Here is a 20,409-nt window from a genome sequence, read left to right as displayed (position 1 = left end):
CCCCCGGCCTCGCATAGGGCCGGGGGTGTTGTCGTGTCGGGGCACAGATGCTCACCTTTTCGCTGGATGCACGACAATTGGCCAGCAATGTGGCGTGCGCCTGACAACTACGTGAGCGTCCAGCCGGCGAGGGTGCGGCGGCTTTCGAATCTGCGACGCTCCCCGGTGATCGGGTCGTCGAATTCGACTGCACGCGCGAGCAACTGCAGCGGGGTGCCGAAGTCATCTGCGGCCGTGCGCGTGTAATCCGGGTAGTACGGATCGCCTTGGATGGGAATGCCCAACGACGACAGGTGAATTCGCAGTTGGTGCGTACGGCCCGTGTGCGGGAACAACCGGTAGCGCGCCCTATCGCCGAGTTCCTCGATCAGCTCGATGCGCGTCTCGCTGTTCGGTTCGCCCGGCTCCTCTCGGGCGACCATGACGCCGTGGTCCTTGAGAATTCGACTGCGCACAGTTCGCGGAAACTCGAGCGACGGGTCGTAGACGGCAATCGCCTCGTACTCTTTCAGGACCTGCCTGGTCGAGAAGAGTTCCTGGTACGGGCGCCGTAATGCCACGTCGCGCGTGAACAGCAGGACACCGGCGGTGGCGCGGTCGAGTCGATGAGCCGGCGTCAGATCCGCGTCGTCGAACATGCGACGCAGCCGCACTGTCGCGGTCTCGGTGACGTGCATGCCGCGCGGGATGGTCGCCAAGAAGTGGGGCTTGTCGACGACGACGATGCCGTCCGCGTCGTACAGGACGTCGAGGTCGAAGGGGACCGGAATCTCCGGCGGCGGAACCCGGTAGAAGTAGACGAATCGGCCGGGAGCGTACCGCGATTCGGCATCCCAGCGTCGACCTTTCTCGTCGACGACCTCGCCGGCGGCCATGGAATCGATCCACGGATCCATCGGGTGTTCGCGCGTCAGGAATTCGAGCAGCGTTCGGGCGACGTCGCCGTGCGGAAGTCGAATCCGCAACGGCGCCAGCCCATCCCGGAACGGCAGCGGGAGTGGAGCCTGCGGAATGACCTCACCGGAGGTGTCAGACGGGAGTGGAGCCTGCGGAATGACCCCACCGGAGCTCTCAGACGGCACAGTCGATGCACACCAGGCGCAGGCCGCGTCCGTCGTCGTCGAAGTCCTGGTAGCGCGACGTCGGGTTCGCGCAGACCGTGCATCGGCCGATGACCTCGGTGTGATCCGAGAAATCGGTCGTCATCCGCTTGTCGAAGACGTACAGCGACCCCTTCCACAACCCGTCGTCGCCGAAGGTCTCTCCGTACCGAACGATTCCGCCGTCGAGCTGATAGACCTCCTCGAACCCGCGCGACCGCATCAGCGACGACAACACCTCGCAGCGCACGCCGCCCGTGCAGTACGTGACGACCGGGCTCTTCTTCAGGTGGTCGTACTTACCGGAATCGAGCTGGGCGACGAAATCGCGCGTCGTCTCCACGTCCGGCACGACGGCGTTCTCGAATCTGCCGATCTGCGCCTCGAATGCGTTCCGTCCGTCGAAGAAGACGACGTCGTCGCCGCGCTCGCCGACCAGTTCGTGCACCTGCTGCGGGCTGAGGTGCACTCCCCCGCCGACCACGCCGTCTGCATCGACCTTCAGTTCGTCGGGCGCGCCGAACGTGACGATCTCGTCCCGCACCTTGACGCTCAGGCGCGGAAAGTCGTCGCCGAGACCCTCCGACCACTTGATGTCGGCGTTCTTGAACGGGGCGTAGCTGCGGGTGCCGCGAACGTACTTCTTGACGTCGTTCACGTCACCGCCGACCGTCGCGTTGATCCCGTGTTCGGAGATCAGAATCCTGCCGGTTAGGTTGTTCGATGCGGCGAGGGTGTGCTGCCAGAGCCGGATGGCCTCGGGGTCCGGCAGCGGGGTGAACACGTAGAACAGGACGATTTTCGGTACAGCCATGGCTGCAAGTATGCCGTGGTCGGCGGGCCGGGTCCGAATCGGCGGGGAGCGAATGGCCGCATCCGGTCACTCCAGGTGACCGAACGTGACATTCGGTCGGACAGCAGGGTGTTTCAGTCCGCCCGAACCGGCATGGGCGCAGGCTCGACTCGGGCAACCCCGTCGGCGACGGTGAAACCCGCACCCCAGTACACGCGGGTCAGCGGGTCTTCTTTGGCGTCGAGGTACCAGTGATCCATCTGCACGCCCGTCGGCGTCACCTCGAACACTCCGAAGCCGTGGCTGTCGAGGTCGACGTAGCGGATGTGCCGGTTCAACGTCATGAGCGCGGATTCGGCGACGCGGCCGAGGGTGTGCGGCGGCGTCGTGGTCAGATCGTCGATGTTCGCCGACGTCACCGACGTCACGACCAGCTCGGTGGCGACGCCGCCCGTCTCGAAGTAGCGCGACGCGTCCTGCGGGATGTCGCAGGCCCACGCAGAGTGGATGTCACCGGTGATGAAGACGGTGTTCGTGACTCCGTTGTCCGCTATCGCGCCGAGCAGACGCGCGCGGTCGGCCGTGTAGCCGTCCCACGGGTCCGCGTTGTAGGGCAGTCCGCCCTCCGGGATGTTCAGCAGAGCCGTCAGACCGCGCGCGGCCTCGCTCTCGAGCGGCGGCAGCAGAACCGGGGTGATCATGACGGGGTTGCCGACGATCTTCCACCGCGTCGGCGACGACACGATGCCTTCCGTCAGCCACTCCATCTGGTCCTTGCCGGTGATGGTGCGGTTCGGGGAGTCGACGTCGCCACCCTGGAACGGCAAGACCTGCTGCGACCGATAGGTGCGCAGATCGAGCATGGACAGCTCGAGCAAGTTGCCGAAACGAAGCCGTCGATACAGGTGACGGTTCTGCGGTGTTCCGGCGGCGCGGACCGGCATCCACTCGTAGTAGGCCTGCACCGAATTGGCCTTGCGCTCGGCCCACGGCCCCTCGGTCTCGGGCTGGTGGTTCTGGGCGCCCCCGTCGTACGCGTCGTTGGCGCTCTCGTGGTCGTCCCACGTGCAGATCCACGGCACTCCGAGGTGTGCCGCCATCAGGTCCGGGTCGCTCTTGTACTGGCCGTGGCGGATTCGGTAGTCGTCGAGGCTGACGATTTCGTGGACCGGATCGTGTTGCCGGACAACGCCGTTCTTGCCTGCGAAGCCGCCTGTCTCGTACTCGTAGATGTAGTCGCCCAGATGGATGATCGCGTCGAGGTCCCGTCGATCCGCGAGATGCCGGTACGCGGCGAAGAAGCCCGACTCCCAGTTCGAGCACGAGACGACACCGAAACGAACCCGTTCGAGGTCGGCGTCGTTGCTCGGCGCGGTGCGCGTGGTTCCGACGGCGGACTGCGTCCCGGCCGTCTCGCCCGTCTGGATCTCGAAGCAGTAGTAGTACGTCGTCGCGGGAGACAAGCCGTCGACGTCGATCTTGACGGTGTGGTCGCTGGCGACGTCCGTGACGACCGTGCCGCTGCGCACGAGCATCGTCAGTTCGCGGTCAGTGGCCACGCGCCACCGAACGGTCGTCGCCGGACCGAGCCCGGACCCAGGAGTGGCGTCGGGACCAGGTGTGACGCGCGTCCACAGAACGACTGCATCCGGCGTCGGATCCCCGGACGCGACGCCGTGCTGGAACGGAACGAACTCCGTTCCCTGCGCGTAGGCGACGGCAGGCATCGCCGATGCTGCTCCAGCCGCCGCGATCGCTACCGATGACGAACGCAGAAATCCCCGCCTGGACACACCTTGTCTGTCGCGCACCGAGCTAGTTCATTCGAACTTCGGCGCGTGGTCAAGTCGACCTGGCCACCGGGCTCGAAAGTTCACCGGAGATACACGGCGAGGTTTGCCGAGGTATCGATCCGAGCACTCTCCGGTCCATGACATCCTCCGATCCGCTGTGGCTCTTCGGAGATCAACTCGGGCCGCATTTCCATTCGACGGAAGAGCACGGACATCGGGATGTTCTGCTGGTCGAGAGCGCCCGCGTTCTACGACGACGACGGTTCCATCGCCAGAAGTTGCATCTGGTGCTGTCGGGGATGCGTCATCTCGCCGACGAACTGGGCGACCGCGCGACCTACCTGCGCACCGAGACCTACCGGGACGCGCTGGAGGAGTTCGGCAGGCCCGTCCTCGTGTTCGAACCCACGTCGCACTCGGCAGAGCGCTTCGTCGAGACGTTGTCCGAGGAAGGCCTCGTCGTCGACGTGCTGCCGACGCCGATGTTCGCGCTCAGCCGCGGCGATTTCGCCGAGTGGGCCGGAAATCGCACTCACTTTCTGATGGAGACGTTCTACCGCGATCAGCGCAGGCGCTTCGACGTCCTGATGAAAGGCGACGAACCCGTCGACGGACGGTGGAATCTCGACGAGGACAACCGTGAGCCGCCGCCGAAGAAGCGCGTCACGCTCGGCGTCGACGCACCGTGGTGGCCCGAGGAGGACGAGATCGACGAGCAGGTCCGCACGGACCTCGACGAGATGGAACTCGACACCGTGGGCGAGGACGGCCCGCGGGTGTTCGCCGTCACCGCGGACGAAGCACGAAAAGCGTTGCAACACTTCGTCTCCTATCGTCTTCCGGACTTCGGCAAGTACGAGGACGCCGTCATGACCGACGACTGGACGATGGCTCACTCGCTGCTGTCGGTTCCGTTGAATCTCGGGCTGTTGCAGCCCCTGGACGTCGCGGAGTCCGTCGAACAAGCCTGGCGCGACGGCGACGCGCCTCTGTCGTCGGCCGAGGGCTACGTCCGTCAGATCCTCGGGTGGCGCGAATACGTGTGGCACCTGTACTGGCATTTCGGTCCCGAGTATCTCGACAGGAACGAGCTGAACGCTCACGAACCGCTACCGGAGTGGTTCGACGATCTGCACGGAGACGAACCGGTCGCGGCGTGCCTGTCGCACACTCTGTCCGAGCTCCGCGACCGCGGGTGGGTCCATCACATTCCGCGACTGATGATCCTCGGCAACTTCGCGTTGCAGCGCGGCTACGACCCGAAAGCGCTGACCGAATGGTTCGCGACGCGGTTCGTCGACGGCTTCGCGTGGGTCATGCCCGTCAACGTCATCGGCATGAGCCAACACGCGGACGGCGGTCTGATCGCGACGAAGCCGTACGCGTCGGGCGGCGCGTATCTGAACCGCATGACCGATCACTGCGGCGGATGCGAATACAACCCGAAGAAGCGACTGGGCACGGATGCCTGTCCGTTCACCGCGGGATACTGGGCGTTCGTACACAAGCACCGAGATCGGTTGGCACAGAACCACCGAACTGCGAGGCAGGTGTCGTCGATGAACCGGCTGGCCGACCTGGATCAGGTGCTCGAACAGGAGCGCCAGCGCGAGGTGTACTGAACGGCCCGTGGCAGAATCACCGAACATGTCGGGACCCAGTGGAGAAACGTTCCCCGACTGGTTCGTCGAACGCTTCGCCGACTACTGGCAGTCCGGCGGCGCGTCGCGCATCGAGGGTCGGATCATGGGCTACCTGCTCGTCGACGAATCATCCGGCGTCACCGCCGCTCAGCTCGCGGAGGCGCTGAGCACCTCCCGCGGATCGGTGTCGAACTACATCCGACGCCTCATCGCACGCGGGTTCGTGAAACAGGTGCGGCGGCCGAAAGACCGGATGCACTACTACGTCATGGATTCCGACGTGTGGGGCGGCTTTCTCGAGAACGAGCACGCATACCTCGAGAACCAACGCGCGCTCGCGACCGAGGCATTGAAGTACGCCGACCCGAACGGTCCGGCCTACCTCCGTGTCCTCAACATGCGCGACTACATGGGATGGATCATCGACAACCGCATGCTCCGCAGCGAGTGGACTCGGTTCAAGGAGGAACGGGACGGGCGCTGACGCACCCGCGCGCGGATAGTTGGCCTCTGGGCCAACCAACCGCGCACGGGTGGCGCAGCCGCACTACAGCTTTCCGACGGCCTCGTCGATCATCGGCACGTAACGTTCGAGTGCCCACGGCACGGTCAGCGGGTTGATGATCGACGACCCGGTCACGAACGGCTGCTCGATCGGCGCGACGACGGACCCACGCCCGATGGCCGGAATCTGGTTGTAGGCGGGCTGGGCTTCGGTCTCCGCGCGGTTCTCGGCGTCCGAGTAGAACGTGAAGATCAGATCCGAATCGTTCAGCAGATTCGCGTTCTCGAGCCCGATGACCGCCGAGTCGGTGCCCTCGGTCTCGTCCAGCGTGTAGACGACGGGGTCGACCTCCAGGCCGAGTGCACGCACCATCGCGACGCGCTGTTCCTCGGCGAGAAACACGCCGAGCGTCGCGGGCCCGGTGTTGTAGATGTACGAGAACGTGACGTCCTTGTACTCCGGGTGGGCGGCGGTGGCGTCGGCGAACTGGCTCTTGATCTTCTCGATCTCCTCGGCGGCCTTGGCTTCCTCACCCATGGCCTTGCCGATGACGGAGATCTGGTCTTCCCACGTGATGGTCCACGGCTGCTCTTCGTACGCGACGACGGGAACGAAGTCGTTCAGCGCGTCGAACTGCTCCTGCGTGATGCCGGACCACGGCGCGAGGATGAGGTCGGGATCGAGCGCGAGGACGGCCTCGATGTTCAGTTCCGTTCCGCCGGTGAATTGTTCGGGTAGCTCGTCGGCGGCGACTGCGTCGTGAATCCACGGAAGATAGCCGGTGTCGTCGCTCCCCCACTGGTACTCCTCGATACCGACGGGCACGGTGCCCAGCGCGATCGCGGTCTCGGCGGACCCCATGCCGAGAGTGACGATGCGCTCGGGCTTCTCGGTGATGACCGCTTGGCCGAGTGCGGAATCGATCGTCACGGTCTCGAAACCGCTGCCCGACGCGTCCGCGGTGGTGTCGTCGGTCGACGAGCTACACCCCGCGACGACCAGGGCTGCAGCCAGGAAGCCGGACAGCATCGCGGTGCGCCGGAGAGGGAGGTGTCGCATCGAAGCCCTTTCGCTAGGTGAGCGCGAATGTATAGCCCTCTATACATTTCTGCTCACAGGCGGTTTACCATAGGCTTACCTACTCTGAAATTTCAAATTCCATGAAACTTCGAGACACGTACGGTGGTCCCATGAGCCTTCCCAAGCCAGGCCCCGATCGCACGGCAGTGGTGACCGGCGCGTCCTCGGGCATCGGTGAAGAGATCGCCCGCGAACTCGCCCGGCGTGGTCATGGCGTCACCCTCGTCGCGCGGCGCGAGGACAAGTTGGCCGCGTTGGCCGCCGAACTCGGCGACACAGCGCACGTGCTGGCCGCAGACCTGTCGAAGCGGTCCGATCGCGCAGCTTTGCTGGGCCGCATCGAAGCCCTCGGCCTGACGCCGGACATCCTCGTCAACAATGCGGGACTGTCCACGCTCGGGCCCGTCGCTGCGTCCGATCCCGAGGCGGAGCTCAACATGATCGAGGTCGACGTCGCATCCGTCGTCGACCTGTGCAGCCGGTTCCTCCCCGGCATGACGTCGCGACGACGCGGCGCGATCCTCAATGTCGCGTCGACCGCCGCGTTCCAGCCCCTCCCCGGCCAGGCCGGGTACGGCGCATGCAAGGCGTTCGTTCTGTCCTACACACAGAGCCTTACCGGAGAGCTGAACGGCACGGGGGCGTCACCGCGACTGCCCTGTGCCCCGGCCCGGTCGACACCGGCTTCGGTGAGGCAGCGGGTTTCTCGAAGGAGGACGCCGAAGCCGCACTGCCGTCGGTCATGTGGATGCCCGCCGACGTCGTCGCCAAGACCGGCGTCGACGGTATGGCCAAGGGCCGGATGGTCGCGATTCCGGGGACAGTCAACCGCGTCGCGTCGGTGTTCGCCGCGGTGACGCCCCGAAAGCTGTTGGTACCCATCCTCGCTCGCAACCATCCCGGACTTCGGAGGGGACGATGACCCGTGAGATGACCGTCTCGGACAGCGTCGTGGTGAACGCCGATCCGGACACCCTGTACGCCGCCATCAGCGATCCCACGAACATGGGCGACTGGAGTCCGGAGAATCTCGGAGCCGTCGTGACCGACCCACGCGACACTGCGTACGTCGGAATGCACTTCGTGGGCCGGAACAAGCGCGGCGGCGCGACGTGGGTGACCCGCTGCACGGTCACCGTCGCCGATCCCGGCAAGGCGTTCGAATTTCGGGTTCACGCGATCGGCGTGAAGAAGCCTCGCCTGAATGCCGCGAACGCCACGTGGCGCTACGACTTCGAGTCCGTCGACGGCGGAACGAAGGTCACCGAGACGTGGACCGACGACCGCCGAAAGTGGCCCGACGTCGCTGCCCTCGTGTTCGACAAGGTCGTCACCCGCGGCAGGACGTTCCCGCAGTTCCAGCGTCGCAACATCCGGAAGACGCTGGACAATCTGCAGAAGGCCTACGCGACGACGAGCTAGCCGCCTACGCTCGCGAGAAGAGTCCTCGGACGTACGCCGCCTGGCCCGCGTGCTGAAGGTCGTCGGACACCACCGACACCAGGCGGACCCCGAGGGTGACCGGAGGATCCCAGTTGTCGTCGACGACGCGATCGAGGTCCTCCGCGGTCAGCGACTCGACGTACGCCTTCGTCCTGGCGTGGACGGCGTCGTGGTAGTCGCGGAGCAACTCCGCGCTGCTCGTGACGGCCGCGACGTCGTCGGAACTCTGTCCGTACCCGATGTCGCTCGCGTCGAAGGGAAGCGCGAACCGTTCGTGCCAGCCGTCCGCCGTCCAGACCTGCTCGCTGCCCGCGACGCCGGCGACGTGATCGTCCTGCACGCGCGTGAGATGCCAGATCAACCACGCGACGGTGTTGGCGTCGGAATCCGGGCGGAAGGTAAGAGCCTGGTCCGGAATGTCGTCGAGAGTGTCGTGGACGACGCCCTTGATGCGTTCGAACGCGTCGACGAGTACAGCGGCATGATTCATCGGGGCTCCTTCTGTGCGGCTTCGCCACCCGTGCGCGGTTGGTTGGCCTCTGGGCCGACTTTTCGCGCACGGGTGCGAAGCGCATACCCACGTTCGGAATTTTCATCACCGCGACGCCCGTTGCACAGAGAATGAAGGCAATTGCGTATACCGAGACCGGACCGTCCTCCGTACTGAACCTCGTCGAGCGAGAGCCCGGTGAGCCCGGTCCGGGTGAGGTCCGGGTCAAGGTCGTCGTGTCCGGCGTGAATCCGACCGACTGGAAGAACCGCACCGGCGCCACTGGCTCCCTCGGATTCGACGAGGTCGTACCGAATCAGGACGGAGCCGGAATCGTCGACGCGGCGGGACCGGGCGTCGAAGGTCTGGCCGTCGGCGATCGCGTGTGGCTTTATCTTTCCCAGTACCAGCGGCCGACGGGCACCGCGCAGGAGTACACGGTCGTTCTCGCCGAGCATGCGGTGCGGCTGCCCTCCGAGGTGTCCTTCGACGTCGGCGCCAGCCTCGGCGTTCCTGCCATGACCGCGCACCGCGCGTTGACGGTGTCCGAGGACGGGCCGACGCGTCTGCACCCCGGTGCGCTGCAGGGCAAGACCGTCCTGGTCGCGGGTGGGGCAGGGGCCGTCGGACATGCGGCGATTCAGTTGGCGCGATGGTCGGGCGCGACCGTCGTGACGACTGTCAGCAGTCCCGAGAAGGGTGCACTCGCCACCGCGGCAGGCGCTCATCACGTCGTGAACTACAAGACCGGTGACGCCGAGGCCGAGATCAAGAAGATCGCGCCCGAGGGTGTCGACCTGATCGTCGAGGTCGCGCCCGCGCAGAACGCGAAGTTGAACGCAGCTGTCGCGGGCAACCGTGCATCGATCGCGGTGTACGCGAACAACGGCGGCGACGCCTTCACCCTCGACATCCGGCCGCACATGATTTCGAACGCGCGCTACCAGTTCGTGCTGCTGTACACGGTCGGCGACCAGGCGTTGAAGGCTGCGCAGGAGGACGTGAGCGAGGCAGCACGGGCAGGCGTCCTCGAGGTCGGCGAGGCGGCGGGCCTTCCGCTGCACCGGTATTCGCTCGAGGACACCGCGGCCGCCCACGACGCCGTCGAGAACGGTGCCGTCGGCAAGGTGCTGATCGACATCTAGGGGCCTTCGGCCCACGTGCGTGGGAATGTAGAGCGGGCTATACATTCCCACGCACGTGAGGCTATGCCGCCACCCCGTGAAACTGGTTCTCCGCCTGCAACATCCCGGAGAACCAGTCGTCGAGGGTGGCGTCGTCGATACGTGCGGGCAGTGCATCGACCTCACGCGCCAACGCCTCCACCTGCGCGACGAACGCAGGCTCGGTGTGCATGACGACCCAATCCTGCAGTGCCGGTTCACGTTCGACGTCCGACGCGAGCGCTTCACGGCACCACGACAGGTACAGCGTCTCGGCCGCGAACATCCCGACGAGCGCTGCGGCTCGTCCGTGCTCACGCGCCAGACCCAATGCATACCTCGACAGCACCGACGACTCGGCCACCAGCGCATCGACATCGCCGTCGTACGGGAACTTCTCGCGTAGATCGGTGAAGTAGTCACGCTGCTCGCCGACGAGGTTGGACATCGACACGACGTGGTCGCGGGCGTCGTCCAACGACTCCGACTCCGCCACCACGAGACCGAGGATGCGCACGGCCGTCAGCACGAACGCCTCCTCGATCACCAGATATCGTCGAAAACCGTTGTCCGACAGCGTCCCCGCGATGGACTCGGCGATGAACGTCACCGCGCGCGACTCCGCGAGAGCCACCTGATGACGCTCGACCAGCGCGGCCGCGCGACTCATTCCCCCGCTACCCACGTGATCAGGCCGTCGAACAGGTCGGTGTACCCCGCCCACTGCTCGCAGAACTCCGGGGGCGCCCAGTGCGGCGAGCAGTCCGACGTGAAGACCACCGAACGGCCCGTACCGTACTCCCCCGCCACGACGAGCGGGTCGCCGTTGATCGTCGCGGGCACGGCGGTGCCGTCCTTCGCGACGACGCGGTTGTATCCGAGCAGTCCCGGCCATTCCGTTCCTGCGCCACCGAGTGCGGCGTGCGACGGGTCGTCGACCTGCGGCACCATGCCCGCGGGAGTTTCGACGCGATCGTCCTCGGGCAGCATCGTGACCGGCAGCGCGTCGGCCAACGCGGTCTGGCGAAACGCACCGCGAGCTTGGAAACCGGAGAACGACAAGTACCCGCCGATCATCATCAACGCGCCACCGGCGGCAACCCAGTCACGCAACGCGGCGAGACGGTCCTCACCGGGCTGAAAACGGTCGAACACCCCCGGCGCCAACTGAATCGAGTTGGCGCCGATGTCCGACAGCACGACGACGTCGAACTCGGCGAGCGCCTCGGCCGTACCCGGGAACTGCGTCGGCACCAGGTGGGCCGGCATGTGCACGACGTCGTGGCCGCGCGAGGTCAGCGCGTCCTTCAGTGGCCCGACACCCTCGACGTACGAATGCACGGTGAACTCGTCGACGCCCTTGACGTGCGTGGACGTCGTCATCCAACTTTCGCCTGCGATCAGAACTTTCTTGCCCATGAAACTCTCTATCCTTTTCCGGCGTGCTCGAAGAGCGCCCTGGGGTTGTCTCGCATCAGCGAGGACACGTGCTCCGGTTCCATTCCGCCGCGCACCAATCGTGCGGCGAACGAAACCGGTACATAGGTGAATCCGTTGCCACCGTGCTTGCGGAGCATCGATTTCAGGAACAGGTCGTGGCTCAGCAGCAACTGCGTGCGATAGCCGCCGCCGACCAGACCCTGGATCGCGAGTGCCGTCTCTGCCGGGTACGGCGATTGCCCTTCACCCGGGAACTCGAACGGCATTCCGATCATGTCGAATTCGAGGTACACGCCACGGTCGGCGATCGAACACTGATATTCGGGGTCGTTGCCCGACGGGTCCATGTGGCACAACACCACCGAACCCGGATCGACGCCCATCTCGTCGACGACGATGTCGAGGACGTCGTGGCCGTACCGCTTCCAGCCCGGAAGGTGAACGAACAGGGGGACGTTCACTTCCCGCTGGGCCACACACGCCGCCCTCAGCGCTTTGGCCTCGTTGGGCGTGAACCACGGCGAGACACCGATCTCGCCGATCACGCCGGGACTCGGGCGGTCACCGGGCGCGAACTCCTCGATCAACGACGCCGCCAGCATGTCGACGCCGAGTTCCTCGACCTCGGCCGGGTGCGTGGATTCCAGGTACCAACCGCAGCCCATCACGACGCGGACTCCCGACGCCGCCGAGTACTCGGCCAGAATCTCCGGTCGACGACCGATTCCCGGCGGGGTCAGATCGACGACCGTCGTTCCGCCGTTGTCCGCGAACGCTTTCAGGTCGTCGAGCACGGCCGCCGCGTCGTCGACCCGGCAGTTGTCGAGGCTGTGGTACGGGTTGTCGTGCAGCAGCCACGCGTCCTCGGCCCTGACCTGCCCCTGCAGAATTTCGGCGACACGCGGGTCGGAGGACTCGCTGTACGCCACCGATGCGTCGTTGTGCAGGTGTTCGTGCGGCAGAACGAGGCCGAGTTCGGACGAGTCGATCGGGCCGGTGACCGTCTGTATTCTCACTGTCCGCCCGGTGCGCTCTGCAGGTGCTTCCACAGCTGCGCCAGCGAATGGCCGCGCATGTTGATCCAGATCGCCACCAGCAGCACGATTCCGGTGATGATCGGCGTCAGGAACGGGCTGACACCCAGCAGCGTGAGGCCGTTGGCGATGATGCCGGTCAGCACCGCACCGATGACCGTACCGACGACGGTGCCGCGGCCACCGAACAGGTTGGTACCACCGAGAACGACGGCCGTGATGACCGTGAGCTCGAATCCGTTGGCGGAGTTGGCCGATCCCGATCCGAGACGCGCTGCGATGAGCAGACCGGCGATGCCGGCAGCGAGGCCGGTGAACACCAGCGTCATCATCAGGACGCGACGGGTGTTGACGCCCGAGCGTCGCACCGACTCGACGTTGGAACCGATTCCGGTGACGTAGCGTCCGAACCTCGTGCGGTTCAACGCGACAGCACCGATCACGACGACGATCAACGCGATCCATGCACTCGCCGAGAAGCCCAGCCACGACGCGGTGCCGAGTTTCGCGAAGTACGTGTCCGGCGTGATCGGGACCGAGAATCCCTCGGTGCGGTACAGCGCGATACCGCGAATGATCGACAGTGTCGCCAACGTGACGATGAACGGCGGAATGCCTTGATACGCAGCGAGCCAACCGTTGACCAAACCCCACGCCGCCCCCATCAGCGGAGCGGCGACGAACACGATCGACGAATCGACACCCGCCTGGATCAGTTCGGCGCTCATCGCGGCGACGAATGCGACCGTCGCACCGACCGACAGGTCGATCTGCCCCGTCGTGATCACGAACGTCATCGCCACCGCGATGATGAGCACCGGCGCGATCTGCGTCGCCAGGTTCGAGATGTTGGTGAAGGTCAGGAACGACGACGTCGTCACCGAGAACACCAGTGCCACAGCGACAGTGACGGCCAGCATCGCGAGCGTCGGTTTGTTCAGCGACTGCCAGAACGTGGGCCTGGCCGCGAGCGTGCTCACGGACGGCTGCGCGCTCTTGTCGATGGTGATCATGCTTGTCCTCCCTGCGGAACAGGTGTGCGGGTGATCAGCCCGACCAGCGACTCGATGTTCAGATCGCCGATGGGTACGTCGTCGACGCTCTCACCCTCGTACATGACGGTGATGCGGTCGCAGACCCGGAAGAGGTCCTGCAGTCGGTGCGTCACCAGGATGACGCCGACCCCCTGTGCTGCGACGTCGGTGATCAGCTTCAGCACCGATTCCACCTCGGCGACGGCCAACGCGGCCGTCGGCTCGTCGAGGATGAGTACGTCGGGTCGGAACGACACGGCACGCGCGATGGCGACGGTCTGGCGCTGTCCACCGGACAGTTGACCGATCTCCTGATACGTCGATTTCACCTTGACGTGCAGGTCGGCCAGGATCTCGGCGGCCTTGGAATGCATGCCGTGGCGATCGAGGAACGGGCCCTTCCGTGGCTCGCGCCCGAGGAACAGATTGCTGGCGACGTCGAGCGTGTCGCACAGCGCCAGATCTTGGTAGACGATGCCGATCTTCTTCTGTTGCGCGTCGAGCGGCGTCGAGAACTTCACCGGTTCGCCGTTCACTCGCATTTCGCCACCGTCGTGTTGGACGGCGCCGGCAAGGATCTTCATGAGCGTCGACTTGCCGGCGCCGTTGTCTCCGACGACCCCGAGTACTTCACCCTTGGACAGTCGAAGATCGACTCCGCGTAGGGATTTCACCGGGCCGTACGATTTGGTGATCCCGGACAGTTCGATCAACGGCGCGCTCGTAGGTGCCATCACTTCTCCAGGTAGTAGAGGTAGTCGTCGACATTGTCCGGGGTGACGATCTGCGTCGGAACCGGAATGTCGGCGGGCGCCTCGCGGCCGCAGCCGAGGTCGATGGCGGCGTTCATGGCTTCGTAGCCGAACTCGAAGGTGTTCTGCTGTACGACCCCCTTCAGCCAGCCTGCGTTGAGTGCGCTGACGGCCTGGTCGGACAGATCCCAGCCGACGGCCTGGACACGATCCTGTGCGTTCTGGCTGTTCACCGCGGCGACCAGTCCGATCAGCGCAGGCTCACCGGTCGCGTAGACGTACTCCATGTCGGGGTTGCCGGTCAGCAAGTTCTCGGCCGCGGCCTGCGCGTTCTCCTGGATGTTCCGGCCGTCGACGACGGTTCCGACGGTCATGCCCGCGGCGGACACGGTGTCGGTGAAGCCCTTCTGACGCTCGAGCTGGACGGTACTGTTCAACGCACCGACGATTCCGACTGTGCCTGTGCCGCCGGACATCTCGGTGAGGGTTTCGCCGATCTGCTTACCCCCCTCCTCGTTGGCCGTTCCGACCTGGGTCGACAGAGCAGGGTCGTCGACGACGGCATCGACGGCGACGACGGGGATGCCGGCCGCGTCTGCCTTTACGATCGACGGCTTGATGCCGTCTGTGTCGATCGCGTCGACGATGATCGCGTCCACACCGGAGGCGATCAGGTTGTCGAACGCGTTGGCCTGCGTGACCGAGTCGTCGTTGCCGCTGATGATCTGCAGGTCGACGCCGGTCCGATCGGCGATCTTCTGTGCAGCGGTGTTGATCTGGTTGAAGAACAGCGCCTGCAGGTTGATCGTCACGAGACCGACCTTCAACGTGCCGTTCTTGCCTTCGCAGGCCTCGGCGACGCGGCTGGGCTCCGGGATGGACGCCGCTGCGGTCGAGCCGTCGGCCGTGTCGCTGGACGACGCCGAGTCACAGGCGGTGAGTGACAGCGCCAGTGCGGCGCCGACCACGAGCGGAAGAGCGCGTTTCATCATGGGATCTCCTGGAGGTCGAGTGAGCTGTGGTTCATGAAGGCGAGCAGTTCGGTGCGAGTCGGGCAGCCGCGCGGGCCGGCGGTCGCGCAGGCCAACGCGGCGGAGGCACCGGCGAGACGTGCCGCGTCGACAGGAGGTGTTCCCGCGTCGACGAAGGCAATATAGGTGCCGCAGAAGCAATCTCCGGCGCCGACGGCATCGATGACGTCGACCTGAACAGCAGGTTCGGTGGTGACCTCGCCGGTCGGGGTCACGAGGGTCCAGCCCCGCTCGCCGTCGGTAAGGACGAGGTAGGTGTCGTGCTGCGAGGCCAGTTCGGCGGATCGGGCGTCGTCGATGGCGAAGGCCCGCTCCCACAGGCTGCGCCCGACGATGACGTGATCGGCGAGCGCGAAGGCACGCAGCGCCGCGTCGCGATCCTCGCACCCGTCGAGATCGATTGCGACGTCGACGCCGTCGGGCAGACGTTCGGGAAGGAACGCCGCTCGGTAGCCGTCGACGAACAACCGTCCGCCACCTGCGTCTGCGATTCTCCGTATCACCGCGGCGATCCGGCCCGCGTCGTTGGCGTCGTCCTGGCTGATGATCGAGCGATCCCCACCGTCGGCGATGAGAACCACGGCCGTCGACAGGAACGCGTCGCGCGGCGCCCAACTCGTGTCGACGCCGCCCCGTTCGAGATTCTCGAGAAACTCGGTCGACCGCACGTCCGGCCCGACGGCACCCGCGAAGAAGACCCGCGCGCCCATCCGTGCGGCCGACACCGCAGCGTTGGCGTTCATGCCGCCGTCGATAGAGACGATCGACGTGGCCTGGACACGCTCACCGAGCACGGGTACATGCGGAACCTGCACTGTCACATCGTTGTTGGCGTATCCGCAGAAGACGATCATGACTTACTTGCCCGCCGCACGAGCCAGGGTACGGACCTTGTCGCCTGCGACGCGGCCCCACCAGCGGCTGTTCTCCTTGACGGACGAGGCGATGATCGCGCCGTCGCACTCCTTCATCAACGTCGCGACGTTCTCGGCGGTGATGCCGGACCCGATGATGACGGGCAGAACGGTGTTCGACTTGATCAGTGACACCTCGTCGACGGAGGCGGCGTCGCCGGTGCGCGAACCGGTCGCGATGAGCACGTCGGCGTCGAAGAATTCGGCGTCCTCGGTCTGCTCCGCGATGGTGCGGTCGGCGACGATGGCGTGCGCACCGTGTTTGACGTGCACATCCGCGAAGATCCGCACCGGATCGGCGCCGATGCGATGGCGGAATCGGGTGGTCTTGGCAGCCTGACCCTCGATGAATCCCTCGTTGGCGACGTAGGCATTGGCCCACTGGTTGACGCGAACGAAACCGGCACCTGCGGCCCACGCTGCGGCGACACCGCATTCACCCGCATTCGACAGGATGGAGACGCCGACGCTCTTGCCGAACTCGCCCACGACGGCCGCCGTCACGACGCCCATGCTGGCCGCGGTCTCGTATCCATGTTCACCAGGCTTGAGGAACGGTATGTCCCAATGATTTTCGACGATGACCCCGTCGAATCCGTTGTCGATATAGGCGTGGGCCTCCTCCACGGCGAAGGCTGCGATCTCGGATACCGGCATGCCCTTGTAGTGCGGGCTCCCTGGCAACGCCGGAAGGTGAATCGCGCCGACGAGGGACGGGCTGCCGGTGAACATCTCGGCCAGCGCCGACGGCTTTGCCGGGAAGACTCCCAGCGAGGACGTACTCACGAAAACTGCTCCTTGGACTGAACTGCGGAACGTTCGGATGTAATCGATTGCCTTGCGTACATGCACCGTAGGCGATCGACACCTGGTTGTGTCAAGGATTTCTCGAGTCGTTTATGTAAACGATTGCCTCTATTGTGTTACCCAGGGTCTTCCAGACCCGTCGGTTCGCTGATCTCGCACTCGAAAGGAGACGAATGCGCAAGGCAACCATCCGCGACGTCGCAGAGCGTGCAGGCGTCTCGACGGCAACCGTGTCGAGAGCGCTGTCCGGCTCCCGACCGGTCTCGGACGAGCTGGCCCGAACCATTCGCAAAGCCGCCGACGACCTCGGCTACTCGGGCAACATCATCGCCAGCTCGCTCCGTCGCAGCAGAACGGACACCGTCGGCATGGTAGTGCCCAGCATCGCCAACCCGTTCTTCACCTCGCTCGTGGAGAACGTCGAACATGTTCTGTCGCAGCGCGGCCTCCAGCTGTTCCTGTGCGATTCACGCTCGGACCCGGACGTCGAAGCGCAGCGACTGCGCAGTCTGGTGTCCCGTCAGGTCGACGGCATCATCATCAGCCCGTGCCACGGAGCGCGTTCCGCCGAGGCCGTGCGCACGAGCGCGAAGGCGCTCCCGGTCGTGCAACTCGACCGCTTCGCCAAGGACACGCACACGGACTGGGTCGGCGTCGACGACGATGCCGCGCAGGCTCTCGTCATGGACCATCTCGACTCCCTGGGTGTGCGGACCGCGGCTTTCATCAGTTCGACGCTGACCAACTCGTCCACCGAGCTACGCAGAGCAGGGTTCTTCCGCCACGCCGCGCGGGTGGGAATCGAGACGCGCGAAGAGTGGACGCTCCTCGGCTCGTACTCCATCGAATGGGGACGGGCGGCGTCACATACCATCTTGGACAACGGCTCGCGCCCGGACGCCGTGGTGTGCGCCGACGATCTGATCGCGCTCGGCGTTCTGCAGTCGTGCAGCGCACTCGGACTGTCCGTACCGGGCGACGTCATGGTCACCGGCTTCGACGACATTCCGTTCTCGGCACTCAGCAGTCCCCCGCTGACGACGGTGCGTCAACCCCAGGAACGCATTGCGATCGAGGCCGCCCGTCTGTTGGATCAGGCGATGAACGACACCGTCACCGGCGCCGCGCACATCGCACTGAAACCCGAACTGGTAGTACGTCAGTCGACCGTCGGCCAGGCACGCACCACCGCGGTGTAGGCCCGGGCGGCGGCGTCGACCTCCGCGAGCGAGACGCTCTCGTTCGCGGCGTGCATCAAGGCGGGAGTTCCCGGGCCCCAGACGACGATCGGGGCCGACGGCGCGGCAGCCGCCAGAATCGACGCGTCGGTGAAGTACGTGACCGGGCCTTCGGCGACAGCGGCGGCCAGCGAGCGCACCCACGGATCGTCGGAAGGCGTCCGCACGCCCGGGAGGTCGATCCGGGCGTCGACGCTGTGGACCTCCGGCTGACTGCGCCACCAGGCGAGCAGGTTCTCTCCGGTTCCGACGGTGCGATGATCGACGATCACCTGCGCCGCGTCGGGCACGATGTTCGGAGCCGAACCGCCGCCGATCGTGCCGACGTTGAACGTCTCGGCGCCGAGGAACGGGTCTTCTGCGAGAGGGAGTTCGGTGCGCGCACGGGCCAGCACGTCGACCAGCTTCATGATGGCGCTCTCGCCTTTCTGCGGCGTACTTCCATGCGCAGCAACGCCTTTCGTCGCGACTTCGAGCCACAACGCGCCACGATGTCCGAGGTGCACACCGTTCCCGGTCGCCTCCGGAACGATGACGGCACCCACCGAACAGTCGGCAACGGCATGCCGGGCCGCCTGCGCTCCGAGCGACCCGATTTCCTCGTCGCTCGTCAGCAGCAGCGCGATCGGGATACCGCGCTCGGCCGCGTCGATCACTGCAGCCGTCGCGGCGACGAGTCCCGCCTTCATGTCCGACGTACCGCGGCCGTGCAGTAGACCGTTCTCGACCGATGCGGCGAACGGATCGAACTCCCAGTGCACGAGGTCACCGGGTGGCACCGTGTCGACGTGGCATGCGAACACGAGTCGTTTCGCCGACGGCGGCGCATCGTTGGTGAGCAGCAACCAGGGGTGCGCGCCGTCCGGTTCACCCTGGACGTCCACGGCGCTTACCCTCGACTTCACCACGGACACAACGGTCTCCATGGTCAGCCGCTGCGGATCCGGGTCGCCCGACACAGTGCGTCGGGCGACGAGTTCCTGAAGCAGTCCGGTCGAGTCCATGTCGTCAGTTCTACCGGATGTCGTCGGCGATACCGTTCTCGAGGCCGAGAAATTGGTGTCCACCCGTCGCATGAACGGTGACACGGGCCGACGGCAGGGCTGCGGCGTTCAGCGCGAGATGGTCGAACGGTACGACGTCGTCGTCACGACAATGATGTAGCGACAGAACGGTTTCGGGCTCGGCGTCCCCGAGCGCATAGTCCGGCACGTCCCAACCGCGCGGCGACCAGTCCGGCATCGCGAGCACGACGGCCGTGCGAAGAGGTCGCGGTTCCTCCGCCAGAACGCGTACCAGAATCGACGCGCCGAAAGAGTGTGCGACGACACGGTCGTCGGGACCGAGCGCGTCCAGCCTGCAACGAAGGGGCGTCGCCCATCCTTCGAAGGACATGTCGTCGCCCGAGAATTCCGGCATGCCCGTCTCGAGACCGAGCATCTCGCCGATGCCGTCGGCCAGGGGCCTGTCGTCGAGGTATCCCCCGGCGCCGTGAACGAAAAGCAGTCGCGCACTCATGATTTCGAAATGGTCGGCAGGGTCGACCACGGAAAGTTGATCCACCGGTCCGTTTCACGCCACGAGAAGTCGGGGGCGACGATGGACCGCGGTTTCGTGTAGATGACCGCCGACTTCACCTCGTCGGTGTGCTTCTTCAACAGTTCGACGACGAGGGCGAGCGTACGCCCGGAATCGGCGACGTCGTCGACGACGAGAAGCCGCTTGCCGACGACGGCGTCGGTGTCCAGTAGCGGCTCGAGCACGATCGGGTCCGGCAGCGTCTCCTCGATGTCGGAGTAGAACTCGACGTTCAGCGTCCCCGCGGCCTTGACGCCCATCGCGTAGGCGATCGCGCCCGCGGGGATGAGGCCACCGCGAGCGATGGCGATGACGATGTCCGGGACGAATCCGTCGTCGACGATCTTCTCGGTCAGCTCGCGGGACGCGGCGCCGAACGCTTCCCAGGTCAAGACTTCGCGCGCGGGTTCGCTCATAGTGGCGATTATGGCGCCTTCGGCACCCGTGATGCTCCTATGAGTGTCAACTTCCGATTTTTTGTGTGAGTAGCTGGAACATTTCGCGGGCGACGGCTCGTTTGAGGCAGCGGATGATGTCGCGTTTGCTTTTGCCTTGGGCGAGTCGTTTGTCG

At 65.6% G+C, this 20,409-nt stretch carries 21 protein-coding genes and 1 pseudogene; 6 read left to right on the top strand and 16 right to left on the bottom strand.

Annotation, left to right across the window (positions count from 1 at the left end; translation table 11 throughout):
• Positions 1-107: 107 nt before the first annotated feature.
• The 3 genes from DK926_RS24780 to DK926_RS24770 all read right to left on the bottom strand — a co-directional run bounded on the left by DK926_RS24780 (position 108) and on the right by DK926_RS24770 (position 3,704).
• Positions 108-1,013: a pseudouridine synthase gene (locus tag DK926_RS24780; RefSeq protein ID WP_114332624.1), complete on the bottom strand. Its 906-nt coding sequence runs from the start codon at positions 1,011-1,013 to the stop codon at positions 108-110.
• 58 nt (positions 1,014-1,071) lie between these two features.
• Positions 1,072-1,914: a rhodanese-related sulfurtransferase gene (locus tag DK926_RS24775; protein ID WP_114332608.1), complete on the bottom strand. Its 843-nt coding sequence runs from the start codon at positions 1,912-1,914 to the stop codon at positions 1,072-1,074.
• 113 nt (positions 1,915-2,027) lie between these two features.
• Positions 2,028-3,704 carry an alkaline phosphatase D family protein gene (locus tag DK926_RS24770; protein ID WP_114332607.1) on the bottom strand — a complete coding sequence of 559 codons (1,677 nt, stop codon included), beginning with the start codon at positions 3,702-3,704 and terminating at the stop codon, positions 2,028-2,030.
• A 119-nt stretch (positions 3,705-3,823) separates the two neighbouring features.
• Between DK926_RS24770 and DK926_RS24765 the strand changes: the two genes are divergently transcribed.
• Both DK926_RS24765 and DK926_RS24760 read left to right on the top strand, forming a co-directional pair.
• Positions 3,824-5,308 carry a cryptochrome/photolyase family protein gene (locus DK926_RS24765; protein ID WP_114332606.1) on the top strand — a complete coding sequence of 495 codons (1,485 nt, stop codon included), beginning with the start codon at positions 3,824-3,826 and terminating at the stop codon, positions 5,306-5,308.
• A gap of 25 nt (positions 5,309-5,333) precedes the next feature.
• Positions 5,334-5,813, top strand: a complete 480-nt coding sequence (locus tag DK926_RS24760; RefSeq protein ID WP_114332623.1) for a MarR family transcriptional regulator — start codon at positions 5,334-5,336, stop codon at positions 5,811-5,813.
• Positions 5,814-5,876: 63 nt separating this feature from the next.
• On the opposite strand, the gene DK926_RS24755 is transcribed toward DK926_RS24760, so the two are convergent.
• Positions 5,877-6,893: an ABC transporter substrate-binding protein gene (locus DK926_RS24755; protein ID WP_114332605.1), complete on the bottom strand. Its 1,017-nt coding sequence runs from the start codon at positions 6,891-6,893 to the stop codon at positions 5,877-5,879.
• A gap of 131 nt (positions 6,894-7,024) precedes the next feature.
• Here DK926_RS24755 and DK926_RS24750 point away from each other — a divergent pair.
• Together DK926_RS24750 and DK926_RS24745 are read left to right on the top strand one after the other, a co-directional pair.
• A pseudogene (locus DK926_RS24750) lies at positions 7,025-7,836 on the top strand (SDR family oxidoreductase).
• On the top strand, positions 7,833-8,336 hold the full coding sequence (locus DK926_RS24745; protein WP_114332604.1) for an SRPBCC family protein: 504 nt from the start codon (positions 7,833-7,835) through the stop codon (positions 8,334-8,336). Before DK926_RS24750 ends, DK926_RS24745 begins: the two are co-directional and overlap by 4 nt.
• Before the next feature lie 4 nt (positions 8,337-8,340).
• Here DK926_RS24745 and DK926_RS24740 read toward each other — a convergent pair whose 3' ends face one another.
• Positions 8,341-8,847, bottom strand: coding sequence for a DinB family protein (locus DK926_RS24740; protein WP_114332603.1), 507 nt, complete (start codon positions 8,845-8,847; stop codon positions 8,341-8,343).
• Positions 8,848-8,978: 131 nt separating this feature from the next.
• On the opposite strand from DK926_RS24740, the gene DK926_RS24735 reads away from it, so the two are divergent.
• Positions 8,979-9,992 (top strand): NADPH:quinone reductase, encoded by a 1,014-nt coding sequence (locus DK926_RS24735; RefSeq protein ID WP_114332602.1) that lies wholly within the window; start codon positions 8,979-8,981, stop codon positions 9,990-9,992.
• A gap of 61 nt (positions 9,993-10,053) precedes the next feature.
• On the opposite strand, the gene DK926_RS24730 is transcribed toward DK926_RS24735, so the two are convergent.
• From DK926_RS24730 to DK926_RS24695, 8 genes are read right to left on the bottom strand one after another with little or no spacing between them, the layout of a single operon-like run.
• Complete coding sequence (locus tag DK926_RS24730; protein WP_114332601.1) at positions 10,054-10,680, bottom strand: TenA family protein; 627 nt, start codon at positions 10,678-10,680, stop codon at positions 10,054-10,056.
• The gene (locus DK926_RS24725; RefSeq protein ID WP_114332600.1) at positions 10,677-11,429 is read right to left on the bottom strand and encodes a glutamine amidotransferase; all 753 of its coding nucleotides are present in this window, start codon (positions 11,427-11,429) and stop codon (positions 10,677-10,679) included. Before DK926_RS24725 ends, DK926_RS24730 begins: the two co-directional genes overlap by 4 nt.
• Before the next feature lie 8 nt (positions 11,430-11,437).
• Positions 11,438-12,466: a phosphotriesterase gene (locus tag DK926_RS24720; RefSeq protein WP_068427097.1), complete on the bottom strand. Its 1,029-nt coding sequence runs from the start codon at positions 12,464-12,466 to the stop codon at positions 11,438-11,440.
• Complete coding sequence (locus DK926_RS24715; RefSeq protein ID WP_068427043.1) at positions 12,463-13,497, bottom strand: ABC transporter permease; 1,035 nt, start codon at positions 13,495-13,497, stop codon at positions 12,463-12,465. Before DK926_RS24715 ends, DK926_RS24720 begins: the two co-directional genes overlap by 4 nt.
• Positions 13,494-14,252: an ATP-binding cassette domain-containing protein gene (locus DK926_RS24710; RefSeq protein WP_068427045.1), complete on the bottom strand. Its 759-nt coding sequence runs from the start codon at positions 14,250-14,252 to the stop codon at positions 13,494-13,496. The genes DK926_RS24715 and DK926_RS24710 overlap by 4 nt, the downstream gene beginning before the upstream one ends.
• A complete protein-coding gene (locus tag DK926_RS24705; protein ID WP_114332599.1) occupies positions 14,252-15,262 on the bottom strand; it encodes a substrate-binding domain-containing protein in 1,011 nt (336 codons plus the stop codon). Before DK926_RS24705 ends, DK926_RS24710 begins: the two co-directional genes overlap by 1 nt.
• Positions 15,259-16,155 (bottom strand): carbohydrate kinase family protein, encoded by an 897-nt coding sequence (locus tag DK926_RS24700; protein ID WP_114332598.1) that lies wholly within the window; start codon positions 16,153-16,155, stop codon positions 15,259-15,261. Before DK926_RS24700 ends, DK926_RS24705 begins: the two co-directional genes overlap by 4 nt.
• Positions 16,156-16,158: 3 nt before the next feature.
• Positions 16,159-17,001 carry a BtpA/SgcQ family protein gene (locus DK926_RS24695; protein WP_114332622.1) on the bottom strand — a complete coding sequence of 281 codons (843 nt, stop codon included), beginning with the start codon at positions 16,999-17,001 and terminating at the stop codon, positions 16,159-16,161.
• Between the two features lie 194 nt (positions 17,002-17,195).
• Between DK926_RS24695 and DK926_RS24690 the strand changes: the two genes are divergently transcribed.
• A complete protein-coding gene (locus DK926_RS24690) occupies positions 17,196-18,221 on the top strand; it encodes a LacI family DNA-binding transcriptional regulator (RefSeq protein WP_114332597.1) in 1,026 nt (341 codons plus the stop codon).
• On the opposite strand, the gene DK926_RS24685 is transcribed toward DK926_RS24690, so the two are convergent.
• Genes DK926_RS24685 through DK926_RS24675 form a run of 3 tightly spaced genes read right to left on the bottom strand, consistent with a single transcriptional unit; the run spans position 18,182 to position 20,254 of the window.
• Positions 18,182-19,264: a M20/M25/M40 family metallo-hydrolase gene (locus tag DK926_RS24685; protein ID WP_114332596.1), complete on the bottom strand. Its 1,083-nt coding sequence runs from the start codon at positions 19,262-19,264 to the stop codon at positions 18,182-18,184. The genes DK926_RS24690 and DK926_RS24685 overlap by 40 nt on opposite strands.
• Positions 19,265-19,274: 10 nt before the next feature.
• Positions 19,275-19,778 carry an alpha/beta hydrolase gene (locus DK926_RS24680; RefSeq protein ID WP_114332595.1) on the bottom strand — a complete coding sequence of 168 codons (504 nt, stop codon included), beginning with the start codon at positions 19,776-19,778 and terminating at the stop codon, positions 19,275-19,277.
• Complete coding sequence (locus DK926_RS24675; RefSeq protein ID WP_068427059.1) at positions 19,775-20,254, bottom strand: phosphoribosyltransferase; 480 nt, start codon at positions 20,252-20,254, stop codon at positions 19,775-19,777. The genes DK926_RS24680 and DK926_RS24675 overlap by 4 nt, the downstream gene beginning before the upstream one ends.
• Positions 20,255-20,409: the final 155 nt, after the last annotated feature.

The organism is Rhodococcus sp. Eu-32 (assembly GCF_003336925.1).
In the GTDB taxonomy this organism is placed as follows: Bacteria; Actinomycetota; Actinomycetes; order Mycobacteriales; family Mycobacteriaceae; genus Rhodococcoides; species Rhodococcoides kyotonensis_B.
The sequence above is the reverse complement of the archived record's forward strand: the minus strand, read 5'-3'. Positions and strand labels throughout refer to the sequence as shown.

What these genes read in the sequence shown, in the direction of transcription:
- DK926_RS24680 (WP_114332595.1), bottom strand. Translation starts at nt 19,778, where the DNA reads ATGAGTGCGCGACTGCTTTTCGTTCACGGCGCCGGGGGATACCTCGAC.
- DK926_RS24700 (WP_114332598.1), bottom strand. Translation starts at nt 16,155, where the DNA reads ATGATCGTCTTCTGCGGATACGCCAACAACGATGTGACAGTGCAGGTT.
- DK926_RS24685 (WP_114332596.1), bottom strand. Translation starts at nt 19,264, where the DNA reads ATGGACTCGACCGGACTGCTTCAGGAACTCGTCGCCCGACGCACTGTG.
- DK926_RS24715 (WP_068427043.1), bottom strand. Translation starts at nt 13,497, where the DNA reads ATGATCACCATCGACAAGAGCGCGCAGCCGTCCGTGAGCACGCTCGCG.
- DK926_RS24745 (WP_114332604.1), top strand. Translation starts at nt 7,833, where the DNA reads ATGACCCGTGAGATGACCGTCTCGGACAGCGTCGTGGTGAACGCCGAT.
- DK926_RS24765 (WP_114332606.1), top strand. Translation starts at nt 3,824, where the DNA reads ATGACATCCTCCGATCCGCTGTGGCTCTTCGGAGATCAACTCGGGCCG.
- DK926_RS24690 (WP_114332597.1), top strand. Translation starts at nt 17,196, where the DNA reads ATGCGCAAGGCAACCATCCGCGACGTCGCAGAGCGTGCAGGCGTCTCG.
- DK926_RS24710 (WP_068427045.1), bottom strand. Translation starts at nt 14,252, where the DNA reads ATGGCACCTACGAGCGCGCCGTTGATCGAACTGTCCGGGATCACCAAA.
- DK926_RS24735 (WP_114332602.1), top strand. Translation starts at nt 8,979, where the DNA reads ATGAAGGCAATTGCGTATACCGAGACCGGACCGTCCTCCGTACTGAAC.
- DK926_RS24730 (WP_114332601.1), bottom strand. Translation starts at nt 10,680, where the DNA reads ATGAGTCGCGCGGCCGCGCTGGTCGAGCGTCATCAGGTGGCTCTCGCG.
- DK926_RS24705 (WP_114332599.1), bottom strand. Translation starts at nt 15,262, where the DNA reads ATGATGAAACGCGCTCTTCCGCTCGTGGTCGGCGCCGCACTGGCGCTG.
- DK926_RS24755 (WP_114332605.1), bottom strand. Translation starts at nt 6,893, where the DNA reads ATGCGACACCTCCCTCTCCGGCGCACCGCGATGCTGTCCGGCTTCCTG.
- DK926_RS24725 (WP_114332600.1), bottom strand. Translation starts at nt 11,429, where the DNA reads ATGGGCAAGAAAGTTCTGATCGCAGGCGAAAGTTGGATGACGACGTCC.
- DK926_RS24775 (WP_114332608.1), bottom strand. Translation starts at nt 1,914, where the DNA reads ATGGCTGTACCGAAAATCGTCCTGTTCTACGTGTTCACCCCGCTGCCG.
- DK926_RS24675 (WP_068427059.1), bottom strand. Translation starts at nt 20,254, where the DNA reads ATGAGCGAACCCGCGCGCGAAGTCTTGACCTGGGAAGCGTTCGGCGCC.
- DK926_RS24740 (WP_114332603.1), bottom strand. Translation starts at nt 8,847, where the DNA reads ATGAATCATGCCGCTGTACTCGTCGACGCGTTCGAACGCATCAAGGGC.
- DK926_RS24760 (WP_114332623.1), top strand. Translation starts at nt 5,334, where the DNA reads ATGTCGGGACCCAGTGGAGAAACGTTCCCCGACTGGTTCGTCGAACGC.